The sequence below is a fragment of the Pseudomonas sp. EL_65y_Pfl1_R83 genome, assembly GCF_963970695.1.
Lineage (GTDB): Bacteria > Pseudomonadota > Gammaproteobacteria > Pseudomonadales > Pseudomonadaceae > Aquipseudomonas > Aquipseudomonas tritici.
Genome location: NZ_CAXAQI010000019.1, coordinates 111,531 through 122,087, shown reverse-complemented (window position 1 = coordinate 122,087; position 10,557 = coordinate 111,531). Strand labels below are relative to the sequence as shown.

The following is a 10,557-nucleotide window of genomic DNA, read 5'->3' as shown; positions in this document are numbered from 1 at the left end:
GATAACGAGGTCGGCAGCCTCGCGTTTGAATTCAGGGGAAAAGGTACGGCGTTGTTTGGTCATCTGACACCTCGTTCTGGCGAGCATTCTCGCCTAAATGGGTGTCCGGTTTCATTAGACCACTACACTTGGGCAGCTAAGGTCGACTGTCCGCTCTTGGGTCACGCTTTACCCATTTCCTCGTACGAAGCATCGACGAACGTGATGTGCTCCTCCCAAGCAGCTTCAGCTAGATCCCGGATAACTTCAGCGAGCGTCTCAACATCCACCCCCTGAGCTTCGATGCAGGCCAAGCGTCCGGGCGACCAGTCGATGACGGAACACTGTGGATACTTCCCTAGCAGTGCGGACAGCGCTTCCTGAGGCGGCTCTTCGTGGGTATACATGAAGTCAAAGTATGGGGCACTGGCATTCTGAAGCGGGTACACCAGAGCCCAAGCATTTGATGGGCCGGGAAAGCAAATGTGGACGTTACGATGCGCCCATTCCGGCCCACTGTGTTTGATGTGGCGAAGAACTTCGATGATCGAATGACAATCGGCTATTCGGATCATGCGATCAGGGTCAAACGTCCAGCCAGGTCCAGGCTGGGTTGCTTCGTTACTGGTCAATGGTGCAGTCATTCTTGTTTTTCTCTTCATCGCATTACCTTAGGTTCGAACGTCTGCTCTTGGCCGATTGCCGCCTGTCGTGAGGAGCATGGCGTCACTGCTTGGAAGTAGTGTTGGTACGAAAGTGGTACGCAGCTTTCAGGCCGGCTCTGTAGAGCAAGGAATACGTGGCCTACAGGATTAGTAATTCCAATCCATCACCGAAAAGGCTGATGTTTTTCGCTCGTGACCGGCAGCAGTCGGTCGAATGCGGCCATCCAGCCGCTGAGAATCAAGCTGGGCCCCAGCAAGCCTGGTGATGGGCAATATAAAACCTCACAAAAGACCACTTTCGGCCATTTAAAGGCGCTCAGGCACCCAGCAAATACACACAACAGCTATGGGCTAGCGATTGTTTCAAATAGCAAGTTCGTTGATGGCGAATTCACACTATATTGATGTAAACCCACGGATGTAAACCTCATCAATGACCGGTTATGACCTCCATTCTGGCTGAACATCAGAGATTTCTTGCGTCACTGGACATACCACCAGCACCAGAAAATGTGAGGAGAATGGCGAATCTTGTGCTCGCCAATTTGGGCCATCTTGCTGAAGTAGGTACTGCACGCCGCGCACGCTCAGGGCGACTAGCGCCTATCGCAGTACAACATCTGTTGAACACGCCCGCCCAACTTCAGCAGCACGTGCCGCTTGATGGACGTGAGCCGCTCGTTGGACGCTTGCATGAGCTTACCGTAGGCCCCTTTCGCGGTTTCATGCGACAGGAGACGTTTGACCTTAGCAGAGATATAACGCTCGTCTATGGAGCCAATGGCACAGGGAAAAGCAGTTTTTGCGAAGCGCTGGAAGCCGCCATGCTTGGATCGATTAGCGAGGCAAAGGTAAAGCGCGTGGAGCATCGTGCTTACTGCAATAACGCTAGACTTCGTCGGCACGTACTACCGGTCCTGACCTCATGGGAGGGCGAAGCGGCTCCAGCGGCGGTGGTGCCCAGTGAAAATACCTACCGATTCTGTTTCATCGAAAAGAATCGTCTGGATGACTTCGCTCGAATAGCCGCTCGAACCCCTGGTGACCAGCGCCAACTGATCGCAACTTTGTTTGGGGTGGATCAGTTCAGCGAATTCGTTCGAGGTTTTAATCCAACCCTTGACGAGAATCTCAACCTGACTGGCCTGAAAGCACTAACGCTATCGGGTCGACGCGCTCATTTAGCTGCTTCTGAGCAACTAATCAAAACAAACCCCGAAAAACTCGCTCAGTCAGATCGTGATGAATCGGCAGTGGCCGAACGTATATGGGCGGGCAAATCATTCGCCGAAGTATGCGATTGGCTGTTTGGAAATGCGCAAACACAAGGGCGGCTGCCCTATGTTCAAGGTTTACTCAACGCACCATCACCTCAGATTTATGATGTCAACCAGGTCAATCTTGCCGCTCTGCTCGCAGAGGCATATCGCATTGATGAGCTACTGTCGGCCGCAAAACAGCAACTGGCAGCACGCGCCGAAGATGTTTCATATACACATCTATACGAGGCTGTACTTCAACTGAATGATGGGGCGAATTCGTGCCCAGCCTGCGGAACCGATCTCGGTAACGTTGCCCAGAATCCATTCGAAAAGGCACAAGTTGGTCTCCAGCAACTCGCCGAACTGGCGGCCATTGAGCAGAAGAAAGTACAACATGATCAGGCACTGACTAGCGTACTTCACGAATTGCTCGTAGCCATGTCTTCGGCTATTCGTGCTCTCGTGGCCGTGAGTCCCGAGGAACTGAGAGTAGCCAACCTGCCGCTACTGCCTCCAACATCTGCGGGCGAGTGGCTCAAGCCCTGGTTGGACAACAATCAACATGCCTGGCGGACGCTACTCAACTTAGTCGCCGCCATTGAGAAGAAAGACGCTGAAAGTCATTTAATCCTCGGCCAACGCCAGAGCCTGGCTCAAGAACGTGAACGTCTGGACGGATATCGCTCCGAGATAGAACGCTGTAAAACCATTCGAGCCACCAGTCTACAAGCGGTGCTCGATGCACAGAACGAAGTCGCACAGTTCGAAGTAGCGAATCATGAACTGGTAGCTGAAGTCGCCACGGAGGCGCAGCAGATCGCTCATCACAAGATGATCAAAGACAGCTACGACGGATTCCTCGAGGCTTTGAGGCAATATCTGGACGGGCTGCCAGCGCTCCTATTGCAAGGCCTTGGGCAGAGAGCTCGAAACCTGTACAACTCGTTCAACCGGGATGATCCGCCCGCCGAACTACTTCATGCCCTGTGGCTTCCGCTGGCGGAGAACGGCAAGATCGAGATTGAGTTTTCAGCCGAACCTGGGGTTCGTTATGACGCCCTAGTGATCCTCAGTGAAGGGCATATCAAGTGCCTGGGTTTGGCTATATTGCTAGCAAAAAACATCGATCAAGGGTGTCCTGTGGTGATTTTCGATGACGTTGTGAACGCCATAGATGACGAACACCGAAATGGGATATGGCGGACCTTTTTTGAAGACGACCTGCTTGGTGGAAAGCAAGTCATCCTGACATCGCATGCTGAGGAATTTCTACATCGTATCCAGCAAGAGTTGGGAGTACAGAGGGCGCAGTTGATCAAGGTCTATAAGTTTCTCCCGCGTGAAGGCGAACACCACTTGCGCGTCGATGCCGACCCACCCACGAAGAACTACGTCCTCCTGGCCCAGGCATCCCTTGCTGCTGAAGAAAAACGGGATGCTCTGCGGCACTCGAGACCTGCCATTGAAAGCCTGACGGATCGCTTATGGACATGGCTGGGAAAACGCGGGGATGGCCGTTTGGAATTGAAACTTAGCGGACCTCGGGCAAACTGGGAACTCAATAACAAGTGCGTGAAGTTGCGTGGAGCTCTGGGACGCATGCCGAATCCACATCCAGCGATACCAGCAGTAGTAGCAGCGCTCGATGATCTTTTAGGTATTAACGGTGGATCGATTGAATGGAGCTACCTAAACGGCGGGACACATGATGCCCAACGCGACAATGAGTTCGATCGTGCGGCCGTGCGACGAATCATCGACGCGGCCACAGCTTTGGATGCTGGGCTAGCGCAGTTGCAACAGGGCCGCTGATTAATCACTAACCTGCTGAGACGGCCGCCTTACGTACAAGCTCGAAAGCGACCATCCAGCAGGTAGAAATCAAACTGGGCACCAGCAATCCGAAAGCCATCTTGATCTTCACCGCGTTCCTGCCGCAATTCGTCGTGCCCGGCGAGCCGATCACTCCGAAATTCGCCCTCCTGGGCGTGATGTTCCTGGTGCTGGAATGGATCGCCATCAGTGCCTACGCCTATATCGGCCTGCATATGCGGCGCTGGTTTGCGGAGCCTCGGGGCAAGCGAATGTTTAATCGGTGCTGCGCGGGGTTGCTGTCAGCGGCGGCGACGGTGTTGTTGATGGCGCGCAGGGCTTAAATCACCTTAAATTTTCCGTGGAGTCCGACCATGACCCGCAAAAATACCCTTTGTCTCTGGTACAACGGCACCGCCCTTCATCGCCGCGATTGAAGCGGCGGTGGCCGCAGGTTAAGGCAGCACCTCAAGCATGGCCTTGGCCGCCAGCGCGTGGACTGTGCGGGTGGGGTGCCATTCGTCCCAGTAATAGTGGCCGTCGGGGTTGGTGCACAGCGGTTTCACTTCTGGGTAGGTGGCTTGGCACGGCGTGTCCAGGTCCTTGAAGCCGTTGGCGGCGGGATTGGCGCGCAGTTTGTCGCTGAAGGCCAAGTGGTCGAAATAGCTGACCTTTGCCGCGCCGATCTGCGCCAGCGCCGCCGGGAGTTTTTGCGCCAGCAACTGCTGGTATTTTTTCGCATTATCGACCTGGTTGCCCTGCACCACGGCGGGTACATGGCTGAGGTCAGTAGTCCCAACTACCATCACGTGCCTGGCGCCCGCCGCTACCAATTGCTCTGTGGCACTGCGAATGTTGGCCAAGCTGGATTCACTCAGCGCTTCAATGGTTTCAGGGTGGGAGAAATCGGCCCATTCGAAAAAATCGTTGGCCGAGATGAAGATGAAATACAGCGCCTTGGGGTCGGCTTTGTGCGACTTGGCGGCCTGCAAGTGCTCGGCGACCTGGCCCAGAACGCCCGTATCCTGGGACGGCATCATCCACGTGTAGTAGTTGCCGTGGCCACTTTTGGCCCCCCCCTACCGCGTAGTCGGTCAGGGGTATGTTCAGTGCGTCGGCCAAGCCTTCGACGGCGGTCGGCCCATTGCTCCAGCGTCCCTTCCAATACAGCGGCCCTGGCAGCGCTTGGGCATCCTTGACCTTTTGCGTTGCGAGTCGAGTGGTGAGCGCTTCGCCCGCGCCATTGTCGGAATAGCTGTCGCCAAAGGCATACAGATGATCGTAGCTCGTGGCGCCCAAGGCGGTCGAGGCAGATAGAGTCAGCAGAGCAGCCAGGCACGCGCGTCGTATCATCGAAGTTCTCCCAGAATGTCTGGATAGACTAGCGGCCCGCTGCAAATGCAGTAAAACGATTGCGACCCGCACCTATCCGGCGGCGGCCATGCAAGCGCTGTACAGATGCCGTTTGGCTCGTTAGGCTTTCACCTTGTAACATCCGGCTACAGATTCAGCGCTCCCCGCCGTTACCCTTAAACCCGAATGGACTCAACGAGGCTCTCGTGCGCTTTATCACTCCTCTTTTGCTGATCGGTGGCATCGCCACCCTGGCCGGTTGTGCCAACCAGAAAACCCAAGTCGACCGCATGCTCGCCGACACTCTCGCCCAGCCCCTGGTTGAAAACAGCATCGTGCGCGAAGGCGACCTGCTGAGCTTCGAGCTGCTGATGCCGGACGGCCCGAGTGGTCTGCGACGCACCATGCAATTCGAGGCGGCCTGTTCATCGCCGCAACTGCATTTGCTGTACCTGGACGGCTCGCAACGGGTCTACCCCGCCAGTGCAGGCCGCTACAGCGCGGCGCGCAAATTATCGCCGCAATTGCGCGCGACCTTGGCCGCCAACCAGACATTCGTGCGCGCCTGTGCCGAAACGCCTAAGCCAGACTGGCGCCTGATGCAGAGCAACGAGCGTGACAACCAGGTATTGATCGACGCCAACAGCATCAAGACCGTGAATGGCGAAACACGCTTCTGGGCTGCTTTCGACGAGCCAGCGGTGCTCAACGATATGCCCTACAACGCCCCCTATGCGCAGAAACGCGAGCACTTTGCGGTGTCGTGCACGGACGGTACCTATAAGGCGCTGGCCGGCTACGACATGGACGCCGACAACCGCGTCAGTGATGGCCACGTCGACAGTTTCCCCACGCCACAGAAAATCGCCGGCAGCAATGCCGACTATGTGCAGTTGTTCAATAAGGTGTGCGTCAACCCGCAGAAGATTGCCGCGCTGCCGGCGTTCAAACCACGCCTGAAGGCGCCGGTGACCATCGCACTGACCTCGGTACAACCTCAGGTGCTGGCCGCAATCACGCCGTTGAACCTGGACAAGCCCGCCCGTGCCTTCAAATACGTGCACATGACCGGCACGTCGACCTTTAAGGGCGAGACCACCAACAGCCAGAGTACGGACTTCATCAGCCAGGATGCGGCAAGCGGACAACTGGCCATCGCCACCCGCGGGCAAGGCTATGAAAGCCACACGGTGAGCTGGCGCAACCTCATCCCGCTGGTGGCGAAAAACACCTACAGTTCCTCGGGCATGGCAGAAAGCGAAACGCTGACGCAGTTGAGCTTCACCGGCAACTGGAAATCCCTGCCGGTGGGCGACACCGTGATTTATCAAACAACGCGCTCCAGCCTCAATAGCCTCATTGGCAGCCGCACCAAAGTCCAGATTACCCGCTGCGTAGTTGAACGCGAACTGCAGGCCAGCGAGCTCAACCCTGGCCTGCTCGGGGCGGCCAAGGCACTTAAGTGCAGCTTCGATAACGATGAATACAACCGGGTGAACCACCTGTACTACCTGACCGACTACGCCTACTTCTACGAGTCGAGCACGGACAAAAACGCGTTCTACTATTCCGACACGCGTATCGATAAATTCGAATAAACGCCGTTGACACACTCTGCAATATTCCATAAAGATGGAGGCCTTATTCAGGGTGTGTCAGCCAATGTCCGCAATGTCCTCCGTTAACCTTTCCGCCACTGGCTCCATTGCCAAGGCGCAAGGTTGCGTTGCGCACGCCCTCAAATCGAAGAAACAGTCGCTCATGTGACCGGGGCGCGCTGTCCCGTCAGATGAGCTGACAGGGCATTGAGCGCGACGGTCTTCCTCCCTTGCACAATTCCCTCTGCCCTTCTGACGGTGACTCAAGCGGTCAATCATCAGGAGAAAGTGCATGTCATCGTTTCAAGGTATCTGGGTCCCCGTGGTCACGCCGTTCCATGACGGTGCCATCGACTTTATCGGCCTGCGCCGGCTGGTCAGCCACCTGCTGGAAAAGCACGTGGCCGGGATCATGGTATGCACCACCACCGGGGAAGCCGCATCGCTGAGCCGCCAGGAACAACTCGCGGTGCTGGATGCGGTGTTGCAGTTGGTGCCGGCGCACCGCGTAGTCATGGGCTTGGCAGGCAACAACCAGATCGAGTTACTGCAATTCCAGCGTGTAATCCTGCAACGGCCGATCGCCGGTTTGCTGGTGCCGGCGCCAAGTTACATCCGCCCGTCCCAGGCCGGCCTGGTGGCCTTCTTCCACTCAGTGGCCGATGCGTCCAGCGTGCCGATCATTCTCTATGACATTCCCTATCGCACCGGCGCAACTTTCGAGCAGGCCACCTTGCTGACTATCGTCACCCACCCGCGGATCGTCGCGATCAAGGACTGCGGCGGCAACCTGGGCAATACCCTAGCGCTGCTGGCCAGCGGTGAGGTGGATGTGTTGTGTGGGGAAGATGTGCAGATGTTCAACGCGCTGTGCCTCGGCGCTACCGGGGCTATTGCGGCCTCGGCACATAGACAGACTGAAGAGTTTGTGGCTTTGTGCCAGCAGGTACGGGACAACCAACTGGCCGAGGCGCGGGCGACGTTCTTTGGGTTGCTGCCACTGATCAACACGATGTTCATGGAGCCCAACCCGGCACCGGTTAAAGCGGCGTTGGCCTTGGAGGGCTTGATCGGCAGCGAGTTGCGGGCGCCGATGCAAACGGCCGGGGCTGACGTGATAGCACGCTTGCAGCAGCTGCAGAACCTGGCCGGCTGATGCGCTAAAAACAGACCGCCAGCGGAGCGTCCGGTTGCGACCGGACCGATCCCGGCCTATCGTCGAACGCAGGCTGTGCCTCTTGCTGTCCAACCCCTCCGTATCCCGGTGACGACATGCCCTCGCTTCCTCGCCCCGCTGTCCTCCAGCTTATCGGCAACACGCCGCTGGTTCGGGTCAGCGGGTTCGACAAGGTGCGCCAACGCAGCGCCGGGCACCGCTTCAGCTTTGTCGACCTGAGTGATTTTTTGGCGTTTGAGGCCAGCTTGCAGGACGACACGCGCATGGTCTGGGTCGAGACCCAACCCCCTGCTGAGCCTCACCGACCTTACCCGGGCCTGGCGTCCCATCCGCAGCATGAGCTGGCACGAAAACAGATGCGTGGGTTTGGCGCAGGCCCTGGCAAAAATCTAACAGCAGAAACCGATCACATGTGGGAGCTGGCTCCCACAGGCGTTTGCGTCAGGCTGAGGTGATCTTGGCCCGCGCCGAATGCAGCTTCTTGTAACTCTCGATTAGGCGCTGATGCCGCTCCAACCCTTCCAGCTTCATACTGGTCGGCGTCAGGCCATAGAACCGCACATCGCCCTTCACCGAACCAATCACCGCGTCCATCCGCTCATTGCCAAACATGCGGCGGAAGTTGGCTTCGTAATCCGCCCGTTCCAGGTCGTCGTCCAGTTCCATCTCCAGCACCGCATTCATCGCTTGATAGAACAGGCCACGCTCAGCGGTGTTGTCGTTGTACTGCAGGAACATCTCCACGCACTCTTTGGCTTCCTCGTGTTGCTGCAAGGCGAGGAAGATCAGCAGTTTCAACTCCAGAATGGTCAACTGACCCCAGGCGGTGTTGTCGTCGAACTCGATGCCGATAAGGGTGGTGATATCGGTGTAGTCGTCCAGCTCGCTTTCGATCAGACGCTCGACCAACGCTTGCAGCTCTTCCTCATTGAGGCTGTGCAGGTTGAGGATATCCGCGCGGAAAAACAGCGCCTTATTGGTGTTGTCCCAGATCAGGTCATCCACCGGGTAGATTTCCGAGTAGTCCGGCACCAGGATGCGGCACGCGGTGGCGCCGAGGTGCTCGTACACCGCCATGTAGGTTTCTTTACCCATGCTTTCAAGGATGCCGAACAGCGTCGCGGCTTCCTGGGCATTCGAGTCTTCGCCCTCGCCGGAGAAATCCCACTCAACGAACTCGTAGTCCGACTGGGCACTGAAGAAGCGCCACGACACTACGCCGCTGGAGTCGATGAAGTGCTCGACGAAGTTGTTCGGCTCGGTCACCGCCTGGCCTTCGAAGGTCGGCTGCGGCAGATCATTCAGACCCTCGAAACTGCGGCCTTGCAGCAGTTCGGTGAGGCTGCGTTCCAGTGCCACTTCCAGACTCGGGTGCGCGCCGAAGGAGGCGAAGACGCCGCCGGTGCGTGGGTTCATCAGGGTCACGCACATCACCGGGAATTCACCGCCCAGGGACGCATCTTTCACCAATACCGGGAAACCTTGGGCTTCGAGTCCCTGGATACCGGCGAGGATGCCAGGGTACTTGGCCAGCACCTCGGCCGGTACGTCCGGCAAGGCGAACTCACCTTCGATGATTTCACGCTTCACCGCGCGCTCGAAAATCTCCGACAAGCATTGCACCTGGGCTTCGGCCAAGGTGTTGCCGGCACTCATACCGTTGCTGAGGTAAAGGTTTTCGATCAGGTTGGACGGGAAGTACACCACCTCACCGTCGGACTGGCGCACGAATGGCAGCGAAACAATCCCGCGCGCTTCGTTGCCGGAGTTGGTATCGAACAGGTGCGAGCCACGCAGTTCGCCATCGCGGTTGTAAACCTTGAGGCAGTAAGCGTCGAGGATTTCGCTTGGCAGCGCGTCCTTGGGACCTGGCTGGAACCAACGCTCATCCGGGTAATGCACGAACGCTGCATTCGCCAGCTCTTCACCCCAGAACTGGTCGTTGTAGAAGAAGTTGCAGTTGAGCCGCTCGATAAACTCGCCCAACGCCGACGCCAAGGCGCCCTCTTTGGTCGCCCCCTTGCCGTTGGTGAAGCACATCGGCGAATGCGCATCGCGAATGTGCAGCGACCAGACGTTGGGCACGATATTGCGCCACGAAGCGATTTCGATCTTCATGCCCAAGCCGGCGAGAATGCCGGACATGTTGGCGATGGTCTGCTCCAGTGGCAGGTCTTTGCCGGCGATGTAGGTGCCGCCCTCGGCCGTAGAACCTGGCATTAACAACGCCTGGGCATCAGCGTCCAGGTTCTCGACTTCTTCGATGACGAACTCAGGCCCGGCCTGCACCACTTTTTTAACCGTGCAACGGTCGATGGAGCGCAGGATGCCCTGGCGGTCCTTGTCGGAGATATCCGCCGGCAACTCGACCTGGATCTTGAAGATCTGGTTGTAGCGGTTTTCCGGGTCGACGATGTTGTTCTGCGACAGGCGAATATTGTCCGTGGGGATATTGCGTGTTTCGCAGTACAACTTGACGAAGTACGCCGCGCACAACGCCGACGACGCCAGGAAGTAATCGAACGGCCCCGGTGCCGAGCCATCGCCTTTGTAGCGAATGGGCTGGTCGGCAATCACCGTGAAGTCATCGAACTTGGCTTCAAGCCGGAGGTTGTCGAGAAAGTTGACCTTGATTTCCATGGGGGCACACCAGAATAACGGCTAAACAAAAATGGCCGCCATTATGAGGGGTTTCATCTGCAAGTTTCAGG

The 10,557-nt window shown here is 57.3% G+C and carries 5 protein-coding genes and 3 pseudogenes; 5 read left to right on the top strand and 3 right to left on the bottom strand.

Annotation, left to right across the window (positions count from 1 at the left end):
- Positions 1 to 161: 161 nt before the first annotated feature.
- On the bottom strand, positions 162 to 623 hold the full coding sequence (locus tag AACY08_RS23685) for a hypothetical protein (protein WP_258710622.1): 462 nt from the start codon (positions 621 to 623) through the stop codon (positions 162 to 164).
- A gap of 464 nt (positions 624 to 1,087) precedes the next feature.
- Between AACY08_RS23685 and AACY08_RS23680 the strand changes: the two genes are divergently transcribed.
- Both AACY08_RS23680 and AACY08_RS23675 read left to right on the top strand, forming a co-directional pair.
- Positions 1,088 to 3,718 (top strand): AAA family ATPase, encoded by a 2,631-nt coding sequence (locus AACY08_RS23680; protein WP_339471640.1) that lies wholly within the window; start codon positions 1,088 to 1,090, stop codon positions 3,716 to 3,718.
- Positions 3,719 to 3,801: 83 nt separating this feature from the next.
- A pseudogene (locus tag AACY08_RS23675) lies at positions 3,802 to 4,062 on the top strand (LysE family translocator); the annotation flags it as partial.
- 111 nt (positions 4,063 to 4,173) lie between these two features.
- Here AACY08_RS23675 and AACY08_RS23670 read toward each other — a convergent pair.
- Positions 4,174 to 5,071 (bottom strand): annotated as a pseudogene (locus tag AACY08_RS23670) (SGNH/GDSL hydrolase family protein).
- A gap of 206 nt (positions 5,072 to 5,277) precedes the next feature.
- Here AACY08_RS23670 and AACY08_RS23665 point away from each other — a divergent pair.
- The 3 genes and pseudogenes from AACY08_RS23665 to AACY08_RS23655 form a co-directional block, all read left to right on the top strand.
- Entirely contained in the window at positions 5,278 to 6,669 is a 1,392-nt protein-coding gene (locus AACY08_RS23665) for a hypothetical protein (protein ID WP_339471639.1), read from the top strand.
- A gap of 292 nt (positions 6,670 to 6,961) precedes the next feature.
- A complete protein-coding gene (gene dapA / locus AACY08_RS23660) occupies positions 6,962 to 7,825 on the top strand; it encodes a 4-hydroxy-tetrahydrodipicolinate synthase (protein ID WP_339471638.1) in 864 nt (287 codons plus the stop codon).
- A gap of 116 nt (positions 7,826 to 7,941) precedes the next feature.
- Positions 7,942 to 8,170, top strand: a pseudogene (locus AACY08_RS23655) (hypothetical protein); the annotation flags it as partial.
- A 117-nt stretch (positions 8,171 to 8,287) separates the two neighbouring features.
- On the opposite strand, the gene AACY08_RS23650 reads toward AACY08_RS23655, so the two are convergent.
- Entirely contained in the window at positions 8,288 to 10,486 is a 2,199-nt protein-coding gene (locus AACY08_RS23650; protein WP_339471637.1) for an OsmC domain/YcaO domain-containing protein, read from the bottom strand.
- Positions 10,487 to 10,557 lie beyond the last annotated feature (71 nt).